The following is a 25,372-nucleotide window of genomic DNA, read 5'->3' as shown; positions in this document are numbered from 1 at the left end:
CGCACAATCCTTCCATCTCCCCGGCCGTGCCCCGTACGCGCCGGGCCTCTAGGCGATCTGGCGCCAGTCGAGGACGCCCGCCACCCGGTCGCGGACGGCGGCGAGGAAGCCGAGCCGGTTGGCGCGCAGCTCCGGGTCGTCCGACATCACCATGACGTCGTCGAAGTACCGGTCGATGGGCTCGGCCAGCGGCAGCGCGGCCGTGGTGAACTCCGGGAGCGACGGCCGTTCCGGCAGGTCCGCCTCGACCTGGGTGAACGTCGCGTACAGGCGGCGCTCGGCGGGTTCGGTGAACAGCGCGGGGTCGTAGCCCGCGGACGTCCCGTCCGGGACGATGCGCAGCACCCGCTGCAGCGCGGTGGTGAGCCGCATGAAGCGCTCGTCGGTGAGCAGCTTGGTCAGGTCGGCGGCGGCCTGCTCGGCGTACGCGGGCGACTCGGCGTGGACCAGGACCGCCCGGACGACCGCGACGGGATGGCCGTCGTCCAGGAACGCCTGCTCCAGCCGGCGGGTGACGAACCGGCCGGCCTCGGCGAGCGCCTCCGGGGTCACCTCGACCGGCTGGTGCCCGGCCGCGATCGTCAGGGCGTCCGGGACGGTCAGCGCGCCCAGCCGGGGGGTGCCGCGCAGGATCGCGGTGAGGGCGAGCGCGGCGCGGCGCAGCCCGAACGGGTCGGAGCTGCCGCTGGGGACCGAGCCGACCGCGAACAGGCCGGCCAGCAGGTCCAGCCGGTCGGCGACCGACAGCAGCGCCCCGGCCACCCCGGACGGCAGCGCGTCACCGGCCGAGCGGGGCAGCTCCATCTCGTACAGGGCCTGGGCGACGGCCTCGTCCTCGCCCGCGCGGAGGGCGTACTCGCGGGCCATCGTCCCGGCCAGCCCGGACAGCTCGATCACCATGGCGGAGGCGAGGTCGAACTTGGCCAGCTCCCCGGCCCGGCCCAGCACGGCCCGCTCCCGTTCGTCCAGGTCGACCCGTGCGGCCAGCTCGGCGGCGATCGCGCGGATCCGGGCGGCGCGGTCGGCCATCGAGCCGAGCCTCTCGGTGAAGGTGAGCCTGCTCAGGCCCGCCATGAGCTGCTCGGGGGTGCTGCGCAGGTCCTGCTGGAAGAAGAACGCGGCGTCCTCGTAGCGGGCGCGCAGCACGGCCTCGTTCCCGGCGCGGACGGCGGCGTGGTCGCAGTCGCCGTTGGCGACGGCCACGAAGTGCGGCAGCAGGCCGCCCTCACCGCCCGCGCCGCGGACGGGCAGGTAGCGCTGGTGCTTCTTCATGACCGTGGTGAGGATCGGCTCGGGCAGCTCCAGGTAGGACGGGTCGAACGAGCCGAGGATCGCGACCGGTTCCTCCACCAGGTTGACGATCTCCTCGACCAGCGGCCGCTCGGCGGCGACGTCGATGGTGCCGGACACCTCGGCGGCCAGCGCCCCGGCGGTCTCGACGATCTGGGAGCGGCGGCGCTCCACGGCGGGCTCGATGCCGTGCGCGCGCAGCGCCGGGATCAGCGCGCCCGCGTCGGGGACGGACACGTCCGAGATGGTGGCGGTGCGATGCACGTGGGTGATGCGGCCCGAGACCAGGCCCCCGGCCTCGAACGGGATCTCGTACTCGTCCAGCAGCGCGAGCACCCACCGGATGGGACGGGCGAACGACAGGCCGGGCGCGTTCCACCGCATGTTCTTCTCGGCGCGCAGGCCCTCGACGATCCGCGGCAGCAGCCCGGCCAGCACGCGGGCGGCGGACCGTCCCGCGATCGGGCGGACGAGCCCGGCGTACTGCCCGCCGCCCACGGTGACCGTGCCGACCTCGGACGGGTCCACGCCCTGGCCGCGGGCGAAGCCCAGCAGCGCCCTGGTGGGGTTGCCGTCGGCGTCGTAGGCGGCGGCCAGGCGCGGCCCCCTGACGACCTGCTCGGTGTCGGGCTCGCGCGGCCGGATGTCGCCGATCACGACGATGACGCGGCGCGGGGTGGCGTAGGTGTGCACCTCGCCGCCCTCGGTGAGCAGCCCCGCCTCCTCCAGGCCCCGGGTCAGCCCGGCCCTGACCTGCTCGACGGCACGGCCGACCTCGTGCGGCGGCAGTTCCTCCACGCCGATCTCCAGCGCGAGGGTGCCGGGCGCGGAGATCTCCGGGTACAGGACGGCGGGCGCCTCCAGGCCCTCGGCGGGACGGGTGGACGCGTCGCCCAGGGGGTGCCCCAGCTCGGCGCGCCGCTCCACCCACAGCTCCGCGACGTCGTGGGCGAGGCGGCGCATCCGGGCGAACGAGCGGGCCCGCTCGGTGGTGCCGATCGCGCCGCGCGCGTCCAGGACGTTGAACGCGTGGGAGCACTTGAGGACGTAGGAGTGCGCGGGCACGGGCAGCCGGGCGTCCAGCATCCGCCGGGCCTCGGCCGCGTACGACTCGAACAGGCCGCGGACGGTGCCGATGTCGGCGTCGTCCAGGTAGTAGCGGCTCATCTCGTACTCGGCCTGGCCGAACGCCTCGCCGTAGCTGATGCCGGGGGCGTAGACGATGTCCTTGAAGTGGGACACGCTCTGGAGCGCCATGATGATGCGCTCCATCCCGTAGGTGATCTCGACGGCGACCGGGTCGAGGGTGAGCCCTCCTGACTGCTGGAAGTAGGTGAACTGGGTGATCTCCAGGCCGTCCAGCCAGACCTCCCAGCCCAGGCCCCAGGCGCCCAGCGCGGGCGAGGCCCAGTCGTCCTCGACGAACCGGACGTCGTGGGCGCGCAGGTCGATGCCCAGCGCCTCCAGGCTGCCCAGGTACAGCTCCTGCGCGTCGCCCGGCTCCGGCTTGAGGACCACCTGGAACTGGGTGTGGGTCTGGAGCCGGTTGGGGTTGTCGCCGTACCGCGAGTCGTCGGGACGCACGCTGGGCTCCACGTAGGCGACCCGCCACGGCTCGGGCCCGAGCACGCGCAGCGCGGTGGCCGGGTTGAGGGTTCCCGCGCCGACCTCGGTGTTCATCGGCTGGGCGATGAGGCAGCCGTGCCCCGCCCAGAAGTCGGTGAGCCGGATCAGGGCGTCCTGCATGGTCAGCACGGGGTTTCTCTCCTACAGGGAGGGGCGGGGCCTCTTCCTCAGCGTACGGGGCCTCAGCGTACGGGTCCGGGTTCAGCGGCGGGCGATGGTCAGCTCGACCCCGCCGACGATCTTGCCGCGCAGCAGCTCGGCGAGCCGGTCGGAGACGCGCTGGACGGCGGCGCGCTCGTCATGGCCGGGCTGGACGGAGAACCGGATCGCCAGCTCGGCGGCGGAGCCCGCGCCGACCCGGACGCCCGCGACGGCCTCCTCGGAGCCGAACGCGGCCTCGACGGCGGCCAGCACGTCCGGGTCCTCGTGCGGCGGGGGCACCGGGCGGCCCTCGGCGAGCAGGTGCAGCCGCAGGCCCTCCACGGCGAAGGGCACCGGGCCGGCGACGTCCACGACCAGGGCGTCCGCGCCCTCGTCCAGCGCGGTCAGGCACGCCTGCGCGGCGGTCACCGGCATGGGGCGCGCGTCCGCCCGCCACGCCCTCATCGTCTCGGCCGAGGTGAAGCCGAGCACGCCGCGCCGCCCGTCGTCCCCGATCAGGGTGGGCATCGCCATCCTCGCTGACCGCCCGCCGCACGACCCGCCCGGACGCTCCTCATCGCGGCACTCGTCACCGCACTCTTCGTGGCCGCACTCCTCGTGGCCGCCCGCGCAGGCACCCGTGCGGGCGCCCGCGTGAGCACCGGTTCCCGCGTCCGTTCCCGCCTCTTCGGGGGCGGCGACGACGGGGACCAGCAGGCGCGCCTCGGCCAGCCGGTCGAGCACGTGATGCGCGCCGACGCGCCCGGCGGCGTATCCGGCGAGCGCGTCGCGCAGCCGCGGGTCGGCGGAGCCGTCGTCGGACGGGAACTGCGGTTGGTGAAGGGTCGGTCCGGGCACGGCACCGAGGCTATAACCTCCCGCCGCACCACACGCCCCGGAGTCCCCACACTCCCCGACTCGATCTCGTCACGGACGGTGACCTCTCCGGTCGCCGCCCGGTGCGGTCAGGGTTCCACGATGGCGGCCACCGTGCCGCCTCCCGACGGGCCCTGGTGGACGGCGGCGACCGAGACGAACACCGCCGGGTCGCCGGTGACCGAGGCCGCCACGCCGCCCACGCACGCCTTGATCTGGCGGTGCCAGTGGACGTCGGAGTCGTCCAGCATGATGTTCCGGCGGCCCCGGACCCGGCCGCCGGGATCGGCCTCGCACTTGATGAACACGTTGACCAGGCGGTCCCGCAGATCGTCGGGGTGCGGGCGGGCAGGCAGGTCCAGGCCCGCCGAGCGGATCGCGTCCCAGATGCCGTCGGCGTCCAGGGCGTCCCGCATCACGCCGTGCCCGGCGCGGAAACGGCCGCCGATGCCGCGCACGTTGCCGACCACCACGATCTGCGCCCGGTCCAGCTCCACGCCCGAGGAGCAGGACGCGACCGAGGAGTACAGCGACAGGTCCTTGTGGATCCGCGCGGCCTCGGGCATCTCGATCTCGCCCAGCGCGACGGCGATGCCGAGCGCGGTGGTGGAGTTGGAGATGTCCATGGATTTGAGGGTGTCCTCGGTGACCACGTCGTTGCCGCGCGACCTGGCGTCGTTGATGGTGTCGAGGGTGAGCAGCGGCGTCTTGGTCTGGACGTAGTGGACGTCGGCCGGGTCCTCGATGCCCGCGATCTTCATGGCCTCGCGCACGCCGGCCGCGACCGTCCGCACCATCGCGGGACGGCCGATGTCCTCCGGCAGGATGATCTCGCTCATGGCGACGCCGACCGACAGCCGCGGCTCGTCCGTCGCGGGCGCCTTGGCGGGGTCGGTGGTGGCGAACACGGTGGCGTGCGGGCTGAGGACGCCGTCGGTGCCGCCCGACCACACCAGGGGGACGCCCGCGACCTCCTCCGCGCTCCGCGTGCCCTTGGCGACCAGGACCTCGCGGAACGCGCGGTCGGCCAGCAGCCGCGTGTAGTCGTTGACGCCGCCGTTGCCCTCGGTCTTGCCGATCACGGCCAGCACCCGGTCGGCCTCCAGCTCGCCGTCGTCGATCAGCCGGGCCAGCCCGGAGGCGTCGGTCACGCTCTCGATGGGGATCTTGCGTACTTCGATCGGATCTGGCACGTTCGCTACTCCTCGATGATCGTTCCGGCCTTGCCGTGCGCGGCGTCGGCGATGCGGTCCAGCGAGCCGATCGCCGCGCGCCGCCGCGTCCCCCCGCCGGGGCCCGCGGTGACGAACCGCAGCGCGGCCTCCACCTTCGGGCCCATGCTGCCGCCCGCGAAGTGCCCGGCGGCGGCCAGTTCGCGCAGCTCGGCGACCGTGGTCCGGCCCAGCGGGCGCTCGCGGGCGGTGCCGTACCCGGCCATGACGTGCTCCACGTCGGTGGCGATGACCAGCGTCGCCGCGCGCAGCCGCCGGGCCAGCAGCTGCGCGGCCAGATCCTTGTCGACCACGGCCTCGACGCCGCGCAGCGTCCCGTCCGCGTCGCGGACGACCGGGACTCCCCCGCCGCCGGCCGCCACCACGATGTGCCCGGCCTCCATGAGCGCGGCCGCCGCGTCGGCGTCCAGGATCTCCAGGGGCTCGGGCGAGGCGACCACCCTGCGCCAGCCGCGGGCGCCGAACGACCGCCATGTCTGGCCCAGGGCGGCGAACCGCTCCGCCTCGGACTCGGGGAAGTACCGTCCCACCGGCTTGACCGGGTTGGTGAAGCCGCGGTCCCCGGCGTCCACCAGCGTGCGGGTGACGACGGCCGACACCGGGCGCGGCACGCCGCGCGCCGCCAGCGCCCGGTCCAGCGCGTTCATGATCAGCAGCCCGATGGTGGCCTGGGTCTGCGCGCCGCACCAGTCCAGCGGCACCGGCGGCACCACGTGCGCGGCGAGCTGGTTCTTGATCAGCAGATTGCCCACCTGGGGGCCGTTGCCGTGCGTCAGCGCGACCCGCGCGCCCGCCGCGACCAGGTCGGCCACCCGTTCCATGGCGCGGGCGATCGCCTCGGCCTGGCCGTCCGGGGTGGCGCTGCCGTCCGGGGCGGTCATCGCGTTGCCGCCCAGAGCGATGAGGACCCGCCCGGCCACGGGCGTCTCACCGGCACCTCCCCCGTTGCTCACGGGCCGACCGTAACCGCGCCGCCGCGCCCGCTCACCGGCGAAACACGCCCAACCAGCGCCGTTCTTTCGGCATCTCGCGCTGATGGCCCGTCACCGAGCACGCTTCCCGGGCGCTTCCGGCATGCGGCCGGAACGGTGTCGCTAGGGTCCCTGGCATGCGACCGACGACCGCCGCTCCGGCCCCACCGTTCCGTCGCCGGTCTGGGCGGGCGCCGTCGTTCGCGGCCGTCGCGTGGACGATCACGGTGGTGCTCGTCGTGGCGAACGCCGCGCTCGACCCGCCGATCGGACGGGGCGGCCCCGTGACCCTGCTCGCCGCGGTGCCCGCCGCGGCCGTCTGCCTGCTCTACAGGATGTGGCTGCGGCGCCGCTTCCTGGCCTCGTACCGTATGCGGTGCGTCCACGTCTCCGCCGCGCCGCGGTCGGGTCCCGGTGAGGAAGTGGCCGTACGGGTCGACGGCTACCGGGTGCGGCTCCGGCACGGGTCCGTCCCGCTCGCGTTGTTCGTGTGCGGGATCACTCTGCCTCTCGGGTATCCGGCCCTCATGGCGGCCTACTGGGTCGCCTTCGGCGTCTTCATCGTGACGGCCCTGGCCCCTTCCTTCCGGGCGGCGCCACGCCTGTACCTGCGGGCGGACGGCCTGGAGCTGCGCCGTCCCGCCGTGGGCGTCCCGTGGAGCGCGTTCATCGAGATCCGCGTCGCTCCGTCCCACGGGGCGTGGCTCACCAGGAAGGGACGGCAGGCGGTGGTGTTCGTCGCCGCCGACGCCGAGGAGCTGATCTCCGGGCTTCGCCCGTTCCGGGTCAGGTGGCGCGCCCGTTCGGCGCTGAAGGCGTTCGGCGGGCCGCTGGTCGTCGAGGACTTCGAGCTCGACCGGTCCGCCGGGGAGATCGCCACGGCGGCGTCGGCGCTGAGCGGGCTCCCCGTGCGCTCCTGCGCCCGTCCCGGTCCCTGACGTCCCGGCTCAGCCGGACAGTTTCCGGAGGCGTTCGATCGCCGCGTCGATGACCTCGTCCTTCTTGCAGAACGCGAACCGCACGAAGTGGGCGCCCTCCTCCGGGTGGTCGTAGAACACCTGCGTCGGGATCGCCACCACACCCGCCCGCTCGGGCAGCGACCTGGCCAGCTCCATCCCGTCGGTGAAGCCGAGCGGGCGGATGTCGGCCTGCACGAAGTAGGTGCCCTGCGGCCGGTACGTCGTGAAGCCGGCCTCCTCCAGGCCGAGGATCAGCCGGTCGCGCTTGGCCTCCAGGGACTTGCGCAGCTCCTCCACCCAGGGCAGCTCGTTGCGCAGCGCGTAGGCGGCGGCGCGCTGCCAGGGCCCGCCGGTCGCGTAGGTGAGGAACTGCTTGACCGTCTGCACCGCCCGTACGTACCGGGCGGGCGCCGTCACCCAGCCGGTCTTCCAGCCGGTGACCGAGAAGCTCTTGCCGACCGAGGAGACGGTGACGGTGCGCTCCCGCATGCCGTCCAGGGTGGCCAGCGGGATGTGCTCGGCCCCGTCGAAGGTCAGGTACTCGTAGACCTCGTCGGTGACCGCGACCAGGTCGCGCTCCCGGCACACGTCCGCGATCGCCTGGAGCTCCTCGCGGGTGAAGACGGTGCCCGCCGGGTTGTGCGGCGAGTTCACCAGGATCAGCCGCGTCCGCGGGCTCACGGCGGCCCGCAGCTCGTCCGGGTCGAAGGTGAACCGTCCCTCCACGGGGCGCAGCATCACCGGCCTGCGGACGGCGCCCGCGAGCGCGATCACCGCCGCGTAGGAGTCGTAGTACGGCTCGAAGACGATCACCTCGTCGCCGGGCTCCGCCAGCGCGAGCACCGAGGACGCGATGCCCTCCGTCGCCCCGACCGTCACGTACACCTCGGTGGCCGGGTCGAACTCCAGCCCGTACCGCTCCCGCCGCTGCTCGGCCACCGCCTCGCGCAGCGCGGGAAGCCCCGGGCCGGGCGGGTACTGGTTGCCGTCGGTGCGGATCGCCTCCACGGCGACCTCCAGCATCGCGGCGGGGCCGTTCTCGTCCGGGAATCCCTGGCCGAGGTTGATGGCGCCGGTCCGCACGGCGATGGCCGACATCTCGGCGAAGATCGTCTCCCCGAACTCCCGCATGCGTCCGACCAGTGGCTCGCTCACGGCACCAGCGTAGAGGCCCGGGACCCGTCCCTCAGGTCCCCGGGGCCCGCGGGCGGTCGGCGGGGCGGGTGAAGGTGACCTCTCGCGGAGGCTCGCCGGGCCAGGTCAGGTGGGTGGCGGTCTCGGGGGTCTCGGCGATGAGGCGGCCCTTGGAGACGACGTGGGTGGGGCGGGTCTGGCGGCGGACGGCGTCGTAGGCGGACGTGGCCGGGAGGACGACCAGATCGGCGGGGCGTCCCTCCGCGACGCCGTAGGCGTCGCCCAGGCGCAGGACGCGGGCGGCCCGCTCGGTGACCATGGCGAACGCCTCGTCCATCTCGGCCTTGCCGGTGAGCTGGGCGGCGACGATGCCTATCAGCGCCACCTGGAGGGACGAGGCGGTGCCCAGCGGGGACCAGGGGTCCATGACGTCGTCGTGCCCGAAGGCGACGTTCACGCCGACGGCCAGCATCTCCTTGACCTGGGTGAGGCCGCGCCGTTTGGGGTAGGCGTCGAACCGGCCTTGCAGGCACAGGTTGGCGATGGGGTTGCAGACCAGGTTGATGCCGGAGCGGGCCAGGATGCGCTGGAGCTTGTAGGAGTAGGCGCCGTTGTAGGAGCCCATCGCGGTGGTGTGCGAGGCCGTGGCCCGGTCGCGAAGGCCGGTGCGGCGGGCGAGGGTCGCCAGGACCTCCACGAAGCGGGACTGCTCGTCGTCGATCTCGTCGCAGTGGGCGTCCAGGAGCAGGCCGTGGCGCTCGGCGATGTCGAAGGCGATCTCCAGGGAGCGGACGCCGTCCTCGCGGGTGTCCTCGAAGTGCGGGATCGCGCCGATGACGTCGACGCCGCGGCGGGCCGCCTCTTCAAGCAGTTCGGCGCCGTTCTCGTAGGAGACGATCCCCTCCTGCGGGAACGCGACAAGCTGGAGGTTGATGACGTCGGCGACCCGCTCGCGGACCTCCAGCATCGCGTCCAGGGCCGTGAGCGAGGGGTCGGTGACGTCCACATGGCTGCGGACGTGCAGGACGCCGTTGGCGGCGTACCAGCGCAGCACCTCGGTGGCGCGGGCGATCACGTCATCGCGGGTGAGGGTCTGCTTGCGCTCGCTCCAGACCGCGATGCCCTCCCACAACGAGCCCGACGCGTTCCAGCGCGGCTCCCCGGCGGTGAGGGTCGTGTCGAGGTGGACGTGCGGTTCGACGAACGGGGCGGTGACCAGGCCGCCCCGCGCGTCGACCAACGTCTCGCCCTCGCCTTCCCCGGCGGGGACGATGCGGGCGATACGGGTGCCGTCGAGCTCGATGTCGTGGACACCGTCCCGATCGAGGAACCGGGCATTGCGCAGGAGTTTCACGGATCCACCATAGCGATCATGGTCTTCTCGCCGTCGGCAGGCGGACCAGGTCGCCGTCCTGGATCGCGGCCAGTTCGGCGGCGTGCGGATGGTGGCGCCGGGGGTGGAAGCCGGGAACGGAGGCGGTGCGTTCACCGGTGAAGGGGTCCCAGATCTGGAGGCCCTCCTCGCCGTCCGAGTAGAGCCTCCGGCCGTCGGCGAACAGGGCGTCTCCGGACGGACCGGGGAAGGTGAAGGTCTCGGCGCCCGTCGAGGCGTCGAAGACACGGACGCCGTCCAGCAGTGCCTCGTCGTCGTACCCGATGCCGAAGACGGCGACCAGCCTTTCCGAGACCCAGCACACCGGCCTGTTCCAGGCGTACTCGCGCACGCAGAGGGAGCGGCGGGAGTGGCCGTCCTCGGACTCGTAGGGGTTCTCGTCCAGCCAGCGGCGCAGATCCCAGACCGTCGTGTCGCCCCAGGGGCCGAGCCTGCCGTTGTCCGCGATCCACCGGCCGTCCGTGGAGACCTGCAGCGCGCCATGCCAGTAGGTGAGGTGGTGCTTCCCGCGCCGTCCCTCCGGATCGTCTTCGCGGGTGGCGTCCCGTCCGGTGAGGAGGCCCCCGGTGGCCGGGTCGGAGACGTCCAGGCGGTTGCTGGCCGTGCGGTGCACCATGACATCGCGCCCCTGGTGCACGGCGAAGGCGAACGCGAACTGCGTGAGGTACGTGCCGTAGTCGCCGCCGTCGAGGGTCCCGGTCGTCAGGCCGGTCCGGAGGTCGACGACGACTCCCCGGGAGCCGTGGTCGTTGACGACCGCCGCGTACCGTCCGCTGCGCGACACGTGGAGATGGGGACGCAGCTCGACGGAGGTGGTGACGTGGTCGGGTGTCTTCACCGCGTCCCGTGGGACCCGCGCCGTGGCGAGGCGCTCGGACCGGCCGCTGTGGGCGTCGAAGCGGACGAGGTCGCGGCGCGCGGTGAGGAAGAGGTAGGTGGCGCGGTCCGTGCCGGGCAGGGCGGCCCAGTCGAGCGGGCCGTGAAGGTCCGGCGGCAGCGCGGTGCGGATCGGTTCGCCCCCGAGCGCTTCGGGACGTTCGGGAATCTCCGGCCGTCCCCGCCAGCCGACCATGCAGCTCTCGTCCTCGTCCGCACGGAACGCGCAGCCCTCGCAGACGACCAGGAGCTCGGGTGGCGTGCCGGACCGGTCGCACGCCAGGCAGCACAGGTGGTACTCCATGCCGCGCCCGGTGAGGATCCGCACGTACTCCATGTCCTCGGGTGGTCCGTCGGGGCCCAGCAGATGCCGGCACAGGCGCATGCGGCTCGCGCGGGCGACATGCCCGCATGGGAGAACGTCCATCGCCCCGGTCCCTCCTAGCCGCCGGTGAGGCGGGCCTTCACCACCTTGCCCATGGCGTTGCGGGGAAGCGCATCCACCATATGAACGATCCGGGGACGCTTATGTGCCGAGAGGCGTTCGGCGACGAAGTCGATGAGCTCCTTCTCCCCGGCGCCGTCGGCGACGACGTACGCGGTGACCCGCTCGCCCAGGTCCGGGTCCGGGGTGCCGATCACGGCGGCCTCCCGCACCGCGGGATGGGCCAGCAGGGCGTTCTCGACCTCGCCCGCGCCGATCCGGTAGCCGCCGCTCTTGATGAGGTCGGTGGACGCCCGCCCGACGATGCGGTGCCAGCCGTCCGGTCCGATGGTCGCGATGTCGCCGGTGCGGAACCAGCCGCCGGTGGTGAACGACGCGGCGGTCGCCTCGGGACGGTTGAGGTAGCCGTCGAACATCATCGGCGCGCGGACGTGCAGCTCGCCGGGCGTCTCCCCGTCCGCGGGCACGGGCGTGCCGTCCTCGGCGGCCAGGCGGGTCTCCACCCCGGCGAGCGGCAGCCCCACCTGCCCGGGACGGCGGTCGCCGGACGCGCGGGCGCTGACGGTGATCAGGGTCTCGGTCATCCCGTACCGCTCGACGGGACGGTGCCCGGTGAGGTCCGCGAGCCTCTCGAACACCGGGACGGGGAGGGGCGCGCTGCCCGAGACCAGGAGCCGCGCGCCGCGCAGGGCGCGCGCCGAGTCCGGGTCGGCGCAGATGCGGGACCACACGGTAGGGACGCCGAAGTACAACGACCCGCCCGCCGCCGCGTACGCCTCCGGCCGGGGCCGTCCGGTGTGGACGAGCGGTGAGCCCACGCGCAGCGCGCCCAGCACCCCCAGCACCAGCCCGTGGACGTGGAACAGCGGGAGGCCGTGCACGAGAACGTCGCCGGGCGTCCACTCCCAGGCGTCGGCGAGCGCGTCCAGTCCCGCGGCGATCGCGGCCTGCGAGATGAGGACGCCTTTGGGCGCGCCGGTCGTCCCGCTGGTGTAGAGGATGAGCGCGGTCGTCTCCCCGGACGCCGTCACGCCGCCGGGACCCGACGGCGGCAGGTCGTCGATGGGGACGAGCGGCGGCTCCCCTTCGCCCGGCGCGTACGCGCCGCGCGCCGCCAGGAGCAGGCTCGCCCCGGAGTCGCGCAGGATGTGCGCGCGTTCGTCCGGTCCCGAGTCGGGCGGGAGCGGTACGACGGGGACTCCCGCGAGCAGTCCCCCGACGACGGCGACGACCGTCTCCAGGGACGCGGTGGCGTGCACGGCGACCGACCGGGCGCCGCCGATCTCCGCGGCGACCCCGGCGGCCCGTTCCATCAGCTCCGCGCGCGTCACCTCGCGCTCCCCCACCCGCACGGTCTGGTCGCCGGGGCCGTCGCCGAGCAGGTTCATCGTGCGTCCCTTCCGTCCGGCCGGGCCATTACGGCGCCATTGTGCTCGACCGGCAGCGACGGGCGGAATGCCGGCGATGGTGCCCTCACATTAGTGCGCACGGCCTCAGTCGTGGGTGCGGTGCCAGCGCAGGGAGATCTGCATGGTCGCGAGGCGCCACCCGTCCGGTGTGCGGGTCAGGGTGTAGTCGACGCGCAGCCCGGACGTCTGGATCAGTTCCCCTCCAGGACGGTAGAAGTACACGATCTGGTTCGCGGCCAGCGTCGCGCCGTCGCCGTCCACGGCGACGGCGAAGTCGGAATGGGCGTGGTAGGTGCGCTGGTCCGGCGGGCTGCTCCCGCGCAGATGCTCCAGCACCGCATCGAGGCCCCGGAAGACGCCGGACGGGCTGTGGACGACGACGTCCTCGGCATAGAGGGCGCGGCCGTCGTCGGTGTCGAACCCCCGCTCGTCCAGCCAGGCGCCCAGGCGCACGGCCAGGCCGACGATCTCGTCGCGGTCGACCAGGGTCGCGGATCCTCGCATGGCAACTCCATGGGTGAGACCAATGTTGGTGACACCAACGAATATACCTCACCCTTCCAGCCCGTCGACCTCCGCCGACGTGCGGCCGCCCGAGAGGGACGGGTAGCCGGGACCGCGGTCGAAGAAGGGCGGCTCGCCGCGTTCGGTCCGCATCCGTTCGCGGAGGGCGTCGGTGGCGTCCTTGTCGTAGGAGCCGCCGTCGATGACCACGCCGTAGTCGTCGCGGGCGCCCTCGATCGACACCTTGCCGTCGCGGACGTCATCGGCCACCCGGGCCGGGTCCCGGTTCAGCGGGTCGCCCCAGCCACCGCCCCCCGTGGTGCGGATCCGGATGACCTGGCCGGCCCGCACCGGCTGGTCGTCGACCAGGCCCTCCATCTCCTCGCCGTCGATGTCGACACGGAAGGGGCGGCCCGCGCGGCCTCCGTTGACGCCCCAGCACGACAGGATGGAACGGTCGGCGATCGACATGTAGTGCGCGTCGCGGAGCATCCGCAGATGCTTGTCGTAGCCGAGGCCGCCGCGGAACTCCCCCGGCCCGCCCGAGTCCCGGGCCAGGCCCAGCCTCTCCACGACGAACGGCCAGCGGGCCTCGGCGAACTCGACGGGGATGTTCCGCGAGTCGGGAACGATGTGAATGGTGTCCTCGCCGTCGGCGTAGGGCCGCCCGCCCGAACCGCCGCCCAGCACCTCCCGCATGAGGTACGGCCCGCGGTCGTCCTCGCCGTACACGCCGGTGTAGCGGATCGTCTCCTGGTCGGCCGGCATCCGCCCGCCGGTGGCCTTGGCCAGGACCCCGGCGAGGACGCCGAGGAGGCGGAGGATGACGAACGTGCGGGCGTTGGTGGGCGCCGGGAAGACGGGGGTGAGCAGGGTGCCCTTCTCGGGGAAGCGCATCTCGATCAGCGGGACGACGCCCTCGTTCACGTCCAGCTCGGCCGCGCGTTCGGGGGTGTCGGCGAGGTTGCGCAGGATGGGCGCCAGCCACTTCTTGAGGAACACCCCGTCGGCGTAGTCGCCCGCGTGGTTGATCGGGCCCTTGGCCTGCGGGGACGTCCCGGTGAAGTCGATGATCAAAGGGACGTCGGCCGTGTTGTCCACGGTGAGGGTGATGCGCTGCGTGTGGAGGCGGGGCGGGTCGACGCCGTCGTGCTCGGCGTAGTCCTCCCACACGTACACCCCGTCGGGGATCTTGGACAGCAGCTCGCGGCGGAACGTCGCGGTGGTGTTGTCGATGATCGCGTCGAAGCACTCCTCGACCGCCGCGCGCCCGTAGCGGGCGAACAGCTCGGCGAGCCTCCGCGCGCCCATCAGGCAGGCGGAGCACTCGGCGTCCAGGTCGCCGGCCAGGGAGTCGGGCATGCGGGAGTTGCGGGCCATGATGGTCAGCGCCGCCTCGTTCGGCACGCCCTGGTCCCACAGCTTGATCGGGGGCACCATCAGGCCCTCCTCGAACGCACTGCGGGCGTGGCTGGGCATCGACCCGGGCACGGCGCCGCCGATGTCGTCGTGATGCCCGAACGCCTGGACGAACGCCACGACCTCGTCCTCATGGAACACCGGGACGGTGACGCACAGGTCCGGCAGGTGCCCGATGCCGCCCTCGGACAGGTACACGTCGTTGTGAAAGAACACGTCGCCCGGCCGCATCGTCTCCAGCGGGAAGTCGCGGGCGACGGGGTGGACGAGCGCCGAGTACGAGCGGCCGGTGAGCTTGCGCAGCCGCCGGTCGTGGATGCCCGCGCGGAAGTCGTGCGCGTCCCGGATCATGGGGGACCGGGCGGTCCGCGCGATGGCCGTCTCCACCTCGCGCTCCACCGAGGCCAGCGTCCCCTCCACGATCTCCAGGAGCACCGGATCGGTCATCGCGCGGTCACCACCAGGTTGCCGTAGGGGTCGGTCTCGGCCCGGAAGCCGGGGTGCAGGGGCAGGGTGGAGCCGAACTCCTGGATGACCGCCGGTCCCTCGACGACGTCCCCCGGGCCGAGGCGGGCGCGGTCGTGGACGGGGGTGTCCGTCCAGCCCTCGCCGAAGTGGACGGGACGGGTGCCGGTCAGCGAGGGGCCGCCGTCTCCTCGCGGGCGTTCCTGGAGGCGAGGGCGCGCGATGGGGCCGATCCCGGAGACGCGGAAGTTGACCCACTCCACCGGATGCCGGTCCGGGTCGTCGCGGTAGCTGTAGCCGTACAAGGACTGGTGCGCGTCGTGGAAACCGCGCAGCACATCCGAACGGAACTCCTCCGAGACGGGCCCCGCCGGGGCGGGGACGCGCACCTCGAACGCCTGGCCGTAGTAGCGCAGGTCGACCGAGCGGACGTAGCGGTGCGCGGACGCGGGGAAGCCCTCGCGGTCCAGCGCGGCGGCGGCCTCGGCCTCCAGGTCCTTGAAGATCTCCGCCATGGCGGCCAGGTCCAGCTCGGTGTCGCGCATGACGCGGGTGCGGACGTAGTCGTTCTTCACGTCCACGGTGAGCAGGCCGAACGCCGACAGGTTGCCGGGGTCGCGCGGGACCACGGCGGCGGGCAGGCCGAGCACGTCCAGCAGGCGGCAGGCCAGCAGCGGTCCCGAGCCGCCGAACGCGACCAGCGGGTAGTCGCGGACGTCCAGGCCGCGCTTGACGGTGATCTGGCGGATGGCGTTGGCCTGGTTCCAGACGGAGATCTCCAGGATGCCGGTGGCGGCGCGTTCCAGGGTCAGGCCGAGCCGCCCGGCGAACGACTCCAGGCCGCGGCGGGCCGCGGCCACGTCCAAGGGGATCTCGCCGCCGAGCAGGTGCGGCGGGATCCGGCCGAGCACGGCGTGCGCGTCGGTGACGGTCGGCTCGGTGCCGCCGCGCCCGTAGCAGAGCGGACCGGGGTCGGCCCCGGCGCTGCGCGGGCCGACCTTCATCGTGCCCTCGGGGGACGTCCAGGCGACCGAGCCGCCGCCCGCGCCCACCGTCACGATGTCGATCATCGGGATCTTGACGGGATGGCGGCCGATCGACCCCTCGGTGGTGAGCGTGGGCTCGCCGTCCAGCACCACGGCCACGTCGGTGGACGTGCCGCCGCCGTCCAGGGTGACCACCGAGCGGCGCCCGGTGCGGGCCGCCACGAACGCCGCGCCGAGCGCGCCCGCGGCCGGTCCCGACAGCACGGTGGTGATCGGCTGCCGGACGACCTCCTCCGCCGACAGCACGCCGCCGTTGCTCTTCATCACATGCAGGCGGGCCGGGGCGCGCTCGGCGATCCGCGCCAGGTAGCGCGACATCACCGGCTTGACCGCCGCGTCCACCAGGGTCGTGACCGAGCGCTCGTACTCCCGGTACTCGCGCAGCACCTCGCACGACAGCGACACCACCGCGTCCGGGTGCTCGCGCCGCAGCACCTCGCGCATCGCCAGCTCGTGGGACGGGTCGGCGTAGGAATGCAGGAAGCACACGCCGATCGCGCGGATCCCCTGCTCCCGGAACCAGCGCGCCGCCGCGACCGCGCCCGCCTCGTCGAACGGGCGCAGCTCCGCGCCGGTGTGGTCGAGGCGCCCGCCGACCTCGCGCACCCGGTGGACGGGGACGATCCGCGGCGGCTTGACCCAGAAGTAGGAGTTGCCGTAGCCGTCGGGGACGCTCTGCCGGGCGATCTCCAGCACGTACCGGAACCCCTCGGTCGTGACGAACCCGAGGTCGTCGATCCGGTCCTCCAGAAGCTTGTTCGTCGCGACCGTGGTGCCGTGCGACAGCCCGGTCACGTCGGCGTCGCCTCCGCCCTGCCCCGCCGCGCACGCGGCCAGCACCTTCCGCACGGCGGTCAGGAAGCCCTCGGCCGGGTCGGACGGCGTGGACGGGGTCTTGGTGATGACGATCTCACCGGTGTCCTCGTCCAGCGCCACGACGTCGGTGAACGTCCCGCCGGTGTCGATGCCGAGCCTCAGCCGCCGTCCCATGACCTGAGGTCTACCGGACGCCGCCCGCGGCGCGAACCGTCGCAATCTGCCAATCAGCGGGTCGTTCTTTGGCGACTCGCGCGGCCCACTAGGCTGGGCGGATTCTTTCGCAGATCCCGACGACACCGCTGGAGCCCGCCGATGGCGCTTGACCGGCCCGAAATCGACTTCCCCGAGGGGGAGCCGCCCCGCTATCTCGACATCACCGACATCACCGAGGGCGACGGCCCCGAGGCGGTCAAGGGCTCGACGGTGTCGATGCACTACGTGGGGGTCGCGTTCTCCACGGGCGAGGAGTTCGACGCGTCCTGGAACCGCGGCGCCACGCTCGACTTCGAGCTGGGATCCGGCCGCGTGATCAAGGGCTGGGACATGGGCATCCAGGGCATGAAGGTCGGCGGGCGCCGCAAGCTGGTCATCCCGCCGCACCTGGCCTACGGCAGCCGCAGCCCCAGCCCGGCGATCAAGCCCAACGAGACGCTGATCTTCGTGGTGGACCTGGTCGCGGTCAGCTAGCGCCGTTCACCCGCCCCGGCGGCCCGCCGTGCGGGAACGCGGTCTCCGCCGGGGCCACCAGGTCGGAGGCGTGCTTCTCGTACAGCGCCAGGTTGCGCTCGGCGAGGTGGTCGAACCCGTGCGGGACGGACGAGCCCGGCGTCAGCGAGCCCATCGCGGTGCCGGGGTCCAGGCGGGCGGCGGCCCAGCCCTCGTGGCTGGCGGCGCGCGCCACGACCTCGGCCACCGGCGTCACGATCAGGGAGTTGCCGAAGTACAGCGTCCCGGCGGGGTCGGCGCCGACCGCGTTGGCGCCGACCACGTACACGTGCTCGTCGTAGGCGCGGGCGCGGCAGGTCAGCTCCCAGATGTCGGCCGAGCGCAGCAGCGCCGAGGGCCGGCAGATCAGCTCGGCGCCCCGTACCGCCTGGATGCGCCACAGCTCGGGGAAGTCGCCGTCGAAGCAGATCGCCATGCCGATCCGGCCGAGATCGGTGTCGGCGACGCAGACCTCGGAGCCGGGCGTGGTCCAGCCGCCGCGGCGGACGTCCTCGACACGGAACGGGTGGGTCTTGCGGTAGACGCCGAGCACGCCGCCGTCCGGGCCGATGAGGACGGCCGAGTTGTGGACGGTCCCGGGGTCGGGCCCGCGTTCGTAGGTGCCGAGGCACAGGTGCACGCCGAGGTCGCGCGCGGTGTCCTGGAACGGTTCGGTGACCGGGCCGGGGACGTCCGAGACCAGGCTCCACAGGTCCTCGGCGCCCATGGCCGGGTCGAACCCCGTCGTGCACGTCTCGGGCAGGACGATCAGTTCGGCGCCGGTGCTCTCGGCGCAGCGCCGCGTCCAGGCCGTGGCCTTGCCGATGTTGTCCTGGACGGAACGGTCGGTGAGCGGTCCGGGTACGGGCGCCAACTGGACGGCGGCCGCGGTGAAGGGCCTCATGGTTTCGCTGCCTTCCTGAGCGTCGAGCGTCGCCCCAGGGCGTACCCGATGACGACGCCCGCCAGCGCCACGGCGCCACCCGAGACGAACGCGGCCAGCGTGGGGACGGGATGCGCGGCCCCAGGCTCCCCCATGTAGACGGCGCCCGGCCGCGGCGGCGCCACCGGCTCGCGGATCGGCGGCGCCTCCCCGCCTCCGGCCCGCGCACGCGCGGGCATGCGGACGACCTCGGCGCCGGCCTCCTCGGCGATCATCCCGGCGGCGGTCAGCGACCGCTCGACCGCGGCGAAGAACTCCCCCGCGGTCTTGCGGGCGACCGAGCCGAGCATCCGCTGCCCGACCCCGCCGATCATCCCGCCCACGACGGCGTCGGCGTCGTAGTCCACACGGGTGCCGTCCTCGGCCGCCGACAGCCGGACGCGGACGGTCGCGTCGACCGTGCCGGGCGCGCCCCGTCCCCGCGCGCGCAGCACGAACGAGCGCGGCGGGTCGGGCTCGGCCAGCTCCACGCTTCCTACGTAGGTGCCTTTGATGGACGCGACCCCGGCCGAGACCGTCATCCTGTAGGCGTCCCGGCCGGTGGCCTCCAGGGAGTGGCAGCCGGGGATGGTCCGTGCCAGGACGGCCGGATCCTGCAACGCGTCCCACACCCGCGGCGGCGGCGCGGCGATCGTGGCACTGCCGGTGACCTTCATGCTCCATCACTGTGGGGGGACGACCCCCCACACCCCCCGGCACATACCAGATCACTGTGGGGGGACGACCCCCCACACCCCCCGGCAAGAACCAGCATCATGCCCTCGCTTCGCTCGGTCATGATGCGACTCTAGAGAAACCCGGACCGCACGCCGTACGGCAACATGTGCCAGGTACACGCCCGGTGTTGGTCAGATACGCCCTGTCCGGTTCCTATAGGTGAAGAATGTCCTCGCACGGATCGCGTGATCAAGGCGAACTCCGCGTCGCTTCCGCGCGTCATCCGATGCGACGCCCTTGACCAGGTGGACGGAGAAGGCGGCTGATGCGAGGGACTTTGCCCGTTGTGGCCTCGGTGGTGGCGGGCGTGATCGGGGTGGCGGCCGGGACCTGGCCGTCGGTGCGGGCGCAGGCCGCCGACGAGGGCCCCTCCATGCGCACCCAGCTCGCCACGGTGCTGGCGGACCAGCGCTGGGCGATGCCGAAGGCGGGCTCGTGGACGCCGCCGAAGGCCGCGCCGGACGGGCTGCCGCCGGTGATCCGCCGGATCGCCACCCGGGACAAGGTGGTCTTCCTGACCATCGACGACGGCTACGAGTACGACCCCGAGTTCGTGAACCTGGTCCGCAAGCACCGGGTGCCGATCCTGACGTTCCTGACCTCGACCTACGTGAAGGGGCAGGGGCAGTACTTCTGGGCGTTGCGCAACGCCGGGTCGCGGATGGAGAACCACACGGTCAACCATCTGAACATGGCGATCCAGACGCCGGAGAAGCAGAGGCAGGAGATCTGCGAGGCGTCCGACACCATCGCCAAGCAGTACGGGCGGCGTCCGCAGATCTTCCGGCCGCCGTTCGGCAGCTTCAACCAGACCACGCGGCAGATGGCCAAGGCGTGCGGGATCAAGTCGATCCTGCTGTGGTCGGCGGAGTTCTACAACGGCACGTCCGGTCCCGGCGTGGGCTTCAACGGGTTCGCGCGGGGCGACGGCGGCACGGGCTTCCGGCCCGGCGACATCGTGCTGATGCACTACCGCAAGGGGCTCGCGCAGCAGTTCCAGATGATCCTCACCTGGATCAGGCAGCAGGGTTTCCGTCCCGCCGCGGTCGAGAACTACCTGCCCAGGTCGCTGGGCGGCAACGCGCCCGACCAGCCCGCCGTCCCCGGGAAGGCCGAGTAGCAGGCAAGGCGGAGTAGAGGGCAAGGCGAAGGGTCAGCGTGCCGCCGCCCGCGAGGCCCTCGCCGTGCGCAGGGACGCGTCGTCGCGGGCCCGCAGCCGCAGCTCGAACAGGTCGTCCGGCGACATCGGCATGGACGTGACGCGCAGGCCCTCCGCGTCCTCGACGGCCGAGGCGATCACGGCCGACACGGGGATGACGCCCGCCTCGCCCGCGCCCTTGATCCCGAGCGGGTTGAGCGGCGACGGCGTCTCCAGATGGCCGGTCCGGATGCGCGGGATCTCCGTCGCGTACGGCATGAGGAAGTCCATGAACGAGGCGTTGAGCAGTTGCCCCGACTCGTCGTAGGCCATCCGCTCGTACAGGGCGCCCGCGATGCCCTGCGCCACTCCCCCGTGGATCTGCCCCTCGACGACCATCGGGTTGATGAGCCGGCCGCAGTCGTGCACGACCGCGTACCGCAGGATCGCGACCTCGGCGGTGTCGGGATCGACCTCGACGACCGCGGCGTGCGCCCCGGCCGCGAACGTCGAGCGGACGGGCGAGTAGTAGCCGCGCCCCTCCAGCCCGGGCTCCTCGCCGGGCGCCACGGGCGGCCGGTCCGGTGACGCGGCCGTGGCGAACTGGGTGGCGCGCCCCGCCTCCTCGTCGAACGCGTACCGCAGCGGGTTGGACAGCACGGCGACGGTACGCAGCGGAACGGCCGACGACCGGTCCCCGCGCACATGCACCACGCCGTCGGTGATCTCCAGGTCGGCGGGGTCGGCCTCCAGCGCCTCGCCCGCGATCCGCAGCGCCTTCTCCCGCACCTTGCGGCAGGCCAGCGCGATCGCGTTGCCGCTCATCACGGCGGCGCGGGACGCGAACGTGCCGACCGCGTACCCGAACCGCCGGGTGTCGCCGGTGGTGACCCGCACGTCCTCGATCGGCACGCCCAGCTCGGACGCGGCGATCTGCGCGAACACCGTCTGGTGGCCCTGCCCCTGCGAGGTGAGGCCGGTGGAGACGTGCACGCGTCCGGAGGAGTCGATCTCGACGTGGCCGCCCTCGTAGGGGCCGACGCCGGTGCCCTCCACGTAGCAGCCGATGCCGATGCCGAGGCGGCGGCCGGACGCGGCGGCCGAGGCGCGCTCCTCCTCGAACCCGTCCCAGCCGATCAGCTTCCTGACCTTGCGCAGCAGCTCCGGGTAGTTCCCCGAGTCGTAGACCAGCGGGCGGCCGTCCTGGAACGTGAGCCCCTGGTCGTAGGGGAACTCGCCGGGCTGGATCAGGTTGGCCTCGCGCACCTCCGACCGGTCGCGTCCCAGATGGTCGGCGATGCGGTCCATGGTGCGCTCCATGCAGAACACGCCCTGCGGGCGGCCCGCGCCCCGGTACGGGGTGACGATCAGCGTGTTGGTGTAGAGGCTGCGCACCTCGGCCCGGTACGCGCCGATCTTGTACGGGCCGAGGAGCTGGGTGGACGTGACGATCGGGATGATGATCCCGTACGGGGTGTAGGCGCCGTGGTCGTGCAGGATCCGCACGTCCAGGCCGAGCACCCGGCCCTCGTCGTCGAACCCGACCCGCACCCGCTGGAGCTGCCCGCGCTCGTGCGCGGAGGCCACGAAGTGCTCGCGCCGGTCCTCGGTCCACTTCACCTCCCGGCCGAGCAGCCGCGCCGCCCACGGCACCAGCACCTCCTCCGGCCACGGGTGGACGATCTTGACACCGAAGCCGCCGCCGACATCGGGGGCGATCACCTCGACCTGTCTCGGCGCGAGGTCGAGCTTGGCGGCGATCGCGGCGCGCACGCTGGTGGACGCCTGCGTGGAGCTGTAGACCCGCAGCGTCTCGTCGTCGGCGTCCCAGCGCGCGTACACGCCGCGTCCCTCCAGGGGCATGGCCGCGCTGCGCTCGATGTCGAGACGGAACTCCAGCACGTGCGGGGCGGCCGCGATGGCCGCGTCCACGTCCCCGGTCTCCTGGCGCAGGATGCCGCCGAGATTGCCGGGGACGTCGTCGTGGACGAGATGGTCGGCACGGTCGGCGGCCTCGATCCCGACGACCGGGGGCAGCGGCTCGTACTCGACGGCGATCCGGTCGACGGCGTCCTCGGCCAGATAGCGGTCGGCCGCGACCACCATCGCGACCGGCTCCCCGACATGCCGGACCACGTCCCGCGCGAGCGGGTACCCGGTGCGGCCGTGGGTGAGGGACGGGTGCGGGATGAGGAGGGGAAGCGGCTCCCCCACCCGTCCCGGAAGGTCCTCCCAGGTGTAGACGGCGACCAGGCCCTCGACGTCCAACGCCTCGGTCACGTCGATGTCGACGATGCGCGCGTGCGCGTGCGGCGACCGGACGAACGCCACCGCCAGCGCGTCGTGCCCGAAGTCGTCCACGTACCGTCCCTGGCCGGTGAGCAGCCGCGGGTCCTCGCGCCTCACCACGCCTTCCCCGAATCCCATCAGGACTCCTCGTCCATCAGGTCGGCGGCGCGATGCACCGCTTTGACGATGTTCTGGTAGCCGGTGCAGCGGCACAGGTTGCCTGAGATGCCCTCCAGCACCTCGTCCTCCGTCGGGCGGGGATTGTCGCGCAGCAGCGCGGTGACCGTGCAGAGGAAGCCCGGGGTGCAGAACCCGCATTGCAGGGCGTGGCATTCGTGGAAGGCGCGCTGGACGGGCGAGAGCGTCCCGTCCGGTCCGGCCAGGCCCTCGACGGTGGTGATCTCGTGGCCGGCGGCGGTCACGGCGAACATCAGGCACGACCGCACCGGCTCGCCGTCCAGCAGAACCGTGCAGCAGCCGCACACGCCGTGCTCGCAGCCGACATGCGTACCGGTCAGCCTCAGGTCGTGGCGCAGCAGGTCCGACAGCAGCCGGCGCGCGGGAGCCCGTGCCGTCCGGTGCACCCCGTTGACGGTCAGCGCGATCTCGAAGGTCTCCTCGGTCATCGTGCCTCCCGTTGGACGGCGTCGCGGGCCGCGGCGCGCAGGGCGCGTTCGGTGAGCACGCCCGCCAGATGACGGCGGTACCCGGCGCCGGCGTGGATGTCGCCGTCGGGGTCGAGACGCTCGCGCGCGTACGCGGCGACGGCGGACCAGTCGCCGGTGCGCGCCGCCGACTCCGCGGGCTCGGACAGGTCCAGGACGAGCGGGACGCCCGCGACGCCGAGGTATCCGGCGCGGGCCGAGGTCACGCGCAGGTCGTCGTCCAGCGCGACCACGGCCGCGACGCCCGCCAATGCGTAGTCGCCGTGCCGCCTGGCGGTCTCGGCGAACGCGGTGCCGGTGAGCCGGGGCGCGGCGGGGAAGAACGCCGACAGCGCCAGCTCGTCCTCGTCCAGGCACGACTCCAGCGGCCCGGTGAACAGGTCGGCGGCGGCGACGGCGCGGCGGCCCCTGGCCGAGGCGACCTCGACCGTGCCGCCGAGGACGGCCAGGACCGCGGGCAGCTCGGCGGCCGGGTCGGCGTGCGCGAGGCTGCCCACGACCGTGCCGCGGTTGCGGATGACGGGGTGGGCGACGTGCCGCAGCGCCTGCCCGATCAGCGGCTGGACGGCGGCGGCCCGCTCGTCCCGCTCCACCCGCGCGTGCCGGGCGAGGGCGCCGACCCGCACGCCCTCGGCGGTGACCTCCACGGTGTCCAGACCGGCCACGCCGTTGATGTCGACCAGCCGGGCCGGCGCGGCCAGGCGCATGGTGAGCAGCGGGATGAGGCTCTGCCCGCCCGCGAGGACCTTGGCGCCGCCGCCGGCGAGCGCGTCCAGGGCCTCCTGGGTCGTGCGCGGCGCGCGGTAGTCGAACGGCGGCGGCTTCACGACCGGGCGCCGCCTCCCCCGGCCTCGGGGGCCGCGGTCCCCGACGGATCGAGCGGGGCGGCCGACTCCGGGGGCACGGCCGCGGTGATCCGGTTGGAGATCTGCCGGAGCAGGTGGTAGCCGGCCAGGACCACGATGGTGCCGAGCGCGATGCCCTCCAGCGTGAAGTCCTCGTTGATCTGGTGCACCACCGGTCCCACGGCCAGGATGATGCCCGCGCCGGCCGGGACCATGTTGACCGGGTCGGCGAAGTCCACCCGGTTCTCGATCCAGATCTTGGCGCCGAGCAGCCCGATCATCCCGTACAGGATCACCGTGACGCCGCCCAGCACGCCGCCGGGGGTCGCGGCGACCAGCGCGCCGAACTTCGGGCACAGACCGAACAGGATCGCGATCACCGCCGCGATGTAGTACGCGGCGGTGGAGTAGATCCGGGTGGCGGCCATGACGCCGATGTTCTCGGCGTAGGTGGTGGTGGGCGAGCCTCCGACGGAGCTGGTCACCACGGTGCCGACGCCGTCGGCGACGATCGTGCGGCCGATCATCGGGTCCAGGTCGGTGCGGGTGATCTCACCGACCGCCTTGACATGCCCCGCGTTCTCCGCGATCAGCGCGATCACGGCGGGCAGCACCAGCAGGATCGCCGACAGCTTGAAGTCGGGGGCGTGCGTGGCGGGGAACCCGAACCAGTCGGCGCTCTCCACACCGGCGAAGCTCACCCGGTCGTGCGCGAACGCGGTGGCCACGCAGTACGGGCCCTCGGGCTGGCACGCCTGCCCGGCCGCGTCCCGCAGGTTCTGGCCGGGCAGCACCGAGGTGACCTGCCCGACCGTGAGGTCGAGGATCCACGACAGCACGAACCCGAACACCAGTCCCAGCAGGATGGCGATGCGGCCGATGAACCCGCGGAACACCACCATGACCAGGAAGACGAACACCATGGTGACCAGCGCGACCCAGTGGTCCTGCGGCCAGTAGGTGTCGGCGACCACGAACGCCAGCCCGAACCCGATCAGCATCACCACGGCGCCCGTCACCACGGGCGGGAACACCTGGTGGATGACCCGGACGCCCAGCACGTGGATCAGCACGCCGCACAGCGCCAGCACCGCGCCGGCGACCAGGATCGCGCCGGTCACCCAGGCGTCGGTCTGCGCGCTGTCGACCCCGGCGCGGATCGCGAACACCCCGCCGACGAACGAGGCGCTGGTCCCCAGGTAGCTGGGCACCTTCCCCTGGACGATCAGCAGGAACAGGATGGTGGCGACGCCGGACATCATCACCGCGAGGTTCGGGTCCAGCCCCATGACGAGCGGGAACACGAACGTCGCGCCGAACATCGCGACCACGTGCTGGGCGCCTATGCCCGCCGTGCGCGGCCAGGACAGCCGTTCGTCGGGCGCGACGACCTCCCCGGGGGGCGGTGTCTTCCCGTCGCCGTGCACCTTCCAGCCAAACCTCAGCCCGTTGGCCATCCGTGCCC

20 protein-coding genes are annotated in these 25,372 nt (G+C 73.1%); 3 read left to right on the top strand and 17 right to left on the bottom strand.

Annotated elements, in window-relative coordinates; translation table 11 throughout:
• Positions 1 to 48 precede the first annotated feature (48 nt).
• The 4 genes from QSK21_RS05320 to QSK21_RS05305 form a co-directional block, all read right to left on the bottom strand.
• On the bottom strand, positions 49 to 3,036 hold the full coding sequence (locus tag QSK21_RS05320; RefSeq protein ID WP_285694286.1) for a glycine--tRNA ligase: 2,988 nt from the start codon (positions 3,034 to 3,036) through the stop codon (positions 49 to 51).
• A gap of 81 nt (positions 3,037 to 3,117) precedes the next feature.
• Positions 3,118 to 3,915 (bottom strand): SseB family protein, encoded by a 798-nt coding sequence (locus QSK21_RS05315; protein WP_285694092.1) that lies wholly within the window; start codon positions 3,913 to 3,915, stop codon positions 3,118 to 3,120.
• A 107-nt stretch (positions 3,916 to 4,022) separates the two neighbouring features.
• Positions 4,023 to 5,126 carry a barbiturase gene (gene bar / locus QSK21_RS05310; protein WP_285694091.1) on the bottom strand — a complete coding sequence of 368 codons (1,104 nt, stop codon included), beginning with the start codon at positions 5,124 to 5,126 and terminating at the stop codon, positions 4,023 to 4,025.
• A 5-nt stretch (positions 5,127 to 5,131) separates the two neighbouring features.
• Positions 5,132 to 6,118 carry a carbamate kinase gene (locus QSK21_RS05305; protein WP_285694090.1) on the bottom strand — a complete coding sequence of 329 codons (987 nt, stop codon included), beginning with the start codon at positions 6,116 to 6,118 and terminating at the stop codon, positions 5,132 to 5,134.
• Positions 6,119 to 6,273: 155 nt separating this feature from the next.
• Here QSK21_RS05305 and QSK21_RS05300 point away from each other — a divergent pair, with 155 nt between their 5' ends.
• The gene (locus tag QSK21_RS05300; protein WP_285694089.1) at positions 6,274 to 7,074 is read left to right on the top strand and encodes a hypothetical protein; all 801 of its coding nucleotides are present in this window, start codon (positions 6,274 to 6,276) and stop codon (positions 7,072 to 7,074) included.
• Positions 7,075 to 7,083: 9 nt separating this feature from the next.
• Here the strand turns inward: QSK21_RS05300 and QSK21_RS05295 are convergent, their stop codons facing one another.
• The 7 genes from QSK21_RS05295 to QSK21_RS05265 form a co-directional block, all read right to left on the bottom strand.
• Positions 7,084 to 8,250 (bottom strand): pyridoxal phosphate-dependent aminotransferase, encoded by a 1,167-nt coding sequence (locus QSK21_RS05295; RefSeq protein WP_285694088.1) that lies wholly within the window; start codon positions 8,248 to 8,250, stop codon positions 7,084 to 7,086.
• A 31-nt stretch (positions 8,251 to 8,281) separates the two neighbouring features.
• Positions 8,282 to 9,583, bottom strand: a complete 1,302-nt coding sequence (gene codA, locus QSK21_RS05290) for a cytosine deaminase (protein ID WP_285694087.1) — start codon at positions 9,581 to 9,583, stop codon at positions 8,282 to 8,284.
• Between the two features lie 16 nt (positions 9,584 to 9,599).
• Positions 9,600 to 10,925: a WD40 repeat domain-containing protein gene (locus QSK21_RS05285; RefSeq protein ID WP_285694086.1), complete on the bottom strand. Its 1,326-nt coding sequence runs from the start codon at positions 10,923 to 10,925 to the stop codon at positions 9,600 to 9,602.
• Between the two features lie 14 nt (positions 10,926 to 10,939).
• The gene (locus tag QSK21_RS05280; RefSeq protein ID WP_285694085.1) at positions 10,940 to 12,331 is read right to left on the bottom strand and encodes an acyl-CoA synthetase; all 1,392 of its coding nucleotides are present in this window, start codon (positions 12,329 to 12,331) and stop codon (positions 10,940 to 10,942) included.
• A 105-nt stretch (positions 12,332 to 12,436) separates the two neighbouring features.
• A complete protein-coding gene (locus QSK21_RS05275; protein ID WP_285694084.1) occupies positions 12,437 to 12,856 on the bottom strand; it encodes a nuclear transport factor 2 family protein in 420 nt (139 codons plus the stop codon).
• A gap of 48 nt (positions 12,857 to 12,904) precedes the next feature.
• Complete coding sequence (locus QSK21_RS05270) at positions 12,905 to 14,722, bottom strand: hydantoinase B/oxoprolinase family protein (protein ID WP_285694083.1); 1,818 nt, start codon at positions 14,720 to 14,722, stop codon at positions 12,905 to 12,907.
• A complete protein-coding gene (locus QSK21_RS05265; protein ID WP_285694082.1) occupies positions 14,719 to 16,776 on the bottom strand; it encodes a hydantoinase/oxoprolinase family protein in 2,058 nt (685 codons plus the stop codon). The genes QSK21_RS05270 and QSK21_RS05265 overlap by 4 nt, the downstream gene beginning before the upstream one ends.
• Positions 16,777 to 16,917: 141 nt before the next feature.
• Here QSK21_RS05265 and QSK21_RS05260 point away from each other — a divergent pair, with 141 nt between their 5' ends.
• Positions 16,918 to 17,292, top strand: coding sequence for an FKBP-type peptidyl-prolyl cis-trans isomerase (locus QSK21_RS05260; RefSeq protein ID WP_285694081.1), 375 nt, complete (start codon positions 16,918 to 16,920; stop codon positions 17,290 to 17,292).
• Here the strand turns inward: QSK21_RS05260 and QSK21_RS05255 are convergent.
• Both QSK21_RS05255 and QSK21_RS05250 read right to left on the bottom strand, forming a co-directional pair.
• Positions 17,285 to 18,214, bottom strand: a complete 930-nt coding sequence (locus QSK21_RS05255) for a carbon-nitrogen hydrolase family protein (protein ID WP_285694080.1) — start codon at positions 18,212 to 18,214, stop codon at positions 17,285 to 17,287. The two genes, QSK21_RS05260 and QSK21_RS05255, sit on opposite strands and share 8 nt — an antisense overlap.
• Positions 18,211 to 18,909, bottom strand: a complete 699-nt coding sequence (locus QSK21_RS05250; protein ID WP_285694079.1) for an SRPBCC family protein — start codon at positions 18,907 to 18,909, stop codon at positions 18,211 to 18,213. The genes QSK21_RS05255 and QSK21_RS05250 overlap by 4 nt, the downstream gene beginning before the upstream one ends.
• 326 nt (positions 18,910 to 19,235) lie before the next feature.
• Between QSK21_RS05250 and QSK21_RS05245 the strand changes: the two genes are divergently transcribed.
• Positions 19,236 to 20,090, top strand: a complete 855-nt coding sequence (locus QSK21_RS05245; RefSeq protein WP_285694077.1) for a polysaccharide deacetylase family protein — start codon at positions 19,236 to 19,238, stop codon at positions 20,088 to 20,090.
• 33 nt (positions 20,091 to 20,123) lie between these two features.
• Here the strand turns inward: QSK21_RS05245 and cutA are convergent, their stop codons facing one another.
• The 4 genes from cutA to QSK21_RS05225 are packed head-to-tail and all read right to left on the bottom strand — an operon-like array spanning position 20,124 to position 25,364.
• Positions 20,124 to 22,535, bottom strand: a complete 2,412-nt coding sequence (cutA, locus tag QSK21_RS05240) for an aerobic carbon-monoxide dehydrogenase large subunit (RefSeq protein WP_285694076.1) — start codon at positions 22,533 to 22,535, stop codon at positions 20,124 to 20,126.
• Positions 22,535 to 23,023 carry a (2Fe-2S)-binding protein gene (locus tag QSK21_RS05235; protein ID WP_285694075.1) on the bottom strand — a complete coding sequence of 163 codons (489 nt, stop codon included), beginning with the start codon at positions 23,021 to 23,023 and terminating at the stop codon, positions 22,535 to 22,537. The genes cutA and QSK21_RS05235 overlap by 1 nt, the downstream gene beginning before the upstream one ends.
• A complete protein-coding gene (locus QSK21_RS05230) occupies positions 23,020 to 23,889 on the bottom strand; it encodes an FAD binding domain-containing protein (RefSeq protein WP_285694073.1) in 870 nt (289 codons plus the stop codon). Before QSK21_RS05230 ends, QSK21_RS05235 begins: the two co-directional genes overlap by 4 nt.
• Complete coding sequence (locus tag QSK21_RS05225) at positions 23,886 to 25,364, bottom strand: uracil-xanthine permease family protein (protein ID WP_502871506.1); 1,479 nt, start codon at positions 25,362 to 25,364, stop codon at positions 23,886 to 23,888. Before QSK21_RS05225 ends, QSK21_RS05230 begins: the two co-directional genes overlap by 4 nt.
• Positions 25,365 to 25,372: the final 8 nt, after the last annotated feature.

Source organism: Actinomadura sp. NBRC 104412, assembly GCF_030269515.1.
Taxonomy (GTDB): Bacteria; Actinomycetota; Actinomycetes; order Streptosporangiales; family Streptosporangiaceae; genus Spirillospora.
This window is presented reverse-complemented; position numbering and strand designations above follow the sequence as displayed.

What these genes read in the sequence shown, in the direction of transcription:
- QSK21_RS05320 (WP_285694286.1), bottom strand. Translation starts at nt 3,036, where the DNA reads ATGCAGGACGCCCTGATCCGGCTCACCGACTTCTGGGCGGGGCACGGC.
- QSK21_RS05300 (WP_285694089.1), top strand. Translation starts at nt 6,274, where the DNA reads ATGCGACCGACGACCGCCGCTCCGGCCCCACCGTTCCGTCGCCGGTCT.
- QSK21_RS05285 (WP_285694086.1), bottom strand. Translation starts at nt 10,925, where the DNA reads ATGGACGTTCTCCCATGCGGGCATGTCGCCCGCGCGAGCCGCATGCGC.
- QSK21_RS05280 (WP_285694085.1), bottom strand. Translation starts at nt 12,331, where the DNA reads ATGAACCTGCTCGGCGACGGCCCCGGCGACCAGACCGTGCGGGTGGGG.
- QSK21_RS05275 (WP_285694084.1), bottom strand. Translation starts at nt 12,856, where the DNA reads ATGCGAGGATCCGCGACCCTGGTCGACCGCGACGAGATCGTCGGCCTG.
- QSK21_RS05270 (WP_285694083.1), bottom strand. Translation starts at nt 14,722, where the DNA reads ATGACCGATCCGGTGCTCCTGGAGATCGTGGAGGGGACGCTGGCCTCG.
- QSK21_RS05265 (WP_285694082.1), bottom strand. Translation starts at nt 16,776, where the DNA reads ATGGGACGGCGGCTGAGGCTCGGCATCGACACCGGCGGGACGTTCACC.
- QSK21_RS05260 (WP_285694081.1), top strand. Translation starts at nt 16,918, where the DNA reads ATGGCGCTTGACCGGCCCGAAATCGACTTCCCCGAGGGGGAGCCGCCC.
- QSK21_RS05255 (WP_285694080.1), bottom strand. Translation starts at nt 18,214, where the DNA reads ATGAGGCCCTTCACCGCGGCCGCCGTCCAGTTGGCGCCCGTACCCGGA.
- QSK21_RS05250 (WP_285694079.1), bottom strand. Translation starts at nt 18,909, where the DNA reads ATGAAGGTCACCGGCAGTGCCACGATCGCCGCGCCGCCGCCGCGGGTG.
- QSK21_RS05245 (WP_285694077.1), top strand. Translation starts at nt 19,236, where the DNA reads ATGCGAGGGACTTTGCCCGTTGTGGCCTCGGTGGTGGCGGGCGTGATC.
- cutA (WP_285694076.1), bottom strand. Translation starts at nt 22,535, where the DNA reads ATGGGATTCGGGGAAGGCGTGGTGAGGCGCGAGGACCCGCGGCTGCTC.
- QSK21_RS05235 (WP_285694075.1), bottom strand. Translation starts at nt 23,023, where the DNA reads ATGACCGAGGAGACCTTCGAGATCGCGCTGACCGTCAACGGGGTGCAC.
- QSK21_RS05225 (WP_502871506.1), bottom strand. Translation starts at nt 25,364, where the DNA reads ATGGCCAACGGGCTGAGGTTTGGCTGGAAGGTGCACGGCGACGGGAAG.